2 protein-coding genes are annotated in these 629 nt (G+C 40.7%); both read left to right on the forward strand.

The features are described 5' to 3' along the window. Positions 1 to 186 (forward strand): hypothetical protein (locus tag AB4653_RS25065; RefSeq protein WP_372105581.1); only part of this gene is annotated, 186 nt, incomplete at its 5' end. A 157-nt stretch (positions 187 to 343) separates the two neighbouring features. After that, on the forward strand, positions 344 to 629 hold a 286-nt coding region (locus AB4653_RS25070), incomplete at its 3' end, for a succinylglutamate desuccinylase/aspartoacylase family protein (protein WP_372105580.1).

Below are 629 nucleotides of genomic sequence, written 5' to 3' on the forward strand. Positions count from 1 at the left end.
GTTACTGCATTGCTACCAACACAGCCAGATAAAGCAACAGATACCACCGCTAGTGCTACAACTTTTGAAATTGTTTTTTTCATTTTCATCTCGATATTTGAATTTGGCCGCCAAAAAATGGCGGTGGATAATAGCAACCAACCAAATGACAAATATCAGTGTACTGTCAGGAAAACCACAATTTGAAACACCCTATAATGAGTCAAATTAAAACTGGAAACTTATTTATAGACAGCTCCATAGAAAACTTTTGTCGTCACCGTAAACCGATTGATTCGTACTAAAAATCAACGATTGGTACATTCCGTGTTAACGAATTATCACCATGTTGAGAACAACCTAAATGGCAAGACTAAAACCTAATCAACCATTCGAATTACTTGGTTATACTGTTCAGCCAGGACAGCGAATGGAGATTGAACTGCAAGCGGCTCAGCTTTACACGCACTCTCCACTTTCGATTCCGATTGAAATTATTCACGGTCGCCAAGCAGGCCCAACACTGATGGTAAATGCGGCTATCCACGGCGATGAGCTAAACGGTGTTGAGATTGCACGACAACTGACCAATGCGATTGATCCAAAGAAACTGAAAGGTACCTTGATTGTTGTGCCTATCGTTAACGTGT

This window comes from Vibrio sp. 10N.222.48.A3 (assembly GCF_041475345.1).
Taxonomy (GTDB): domain Bacteria; phylum Pseudomonadota; class Gammaproteobacteria; order Enterobacterales; family Vibrionaceae; genus Vibrio; species Vibrio tasmaniensis_A.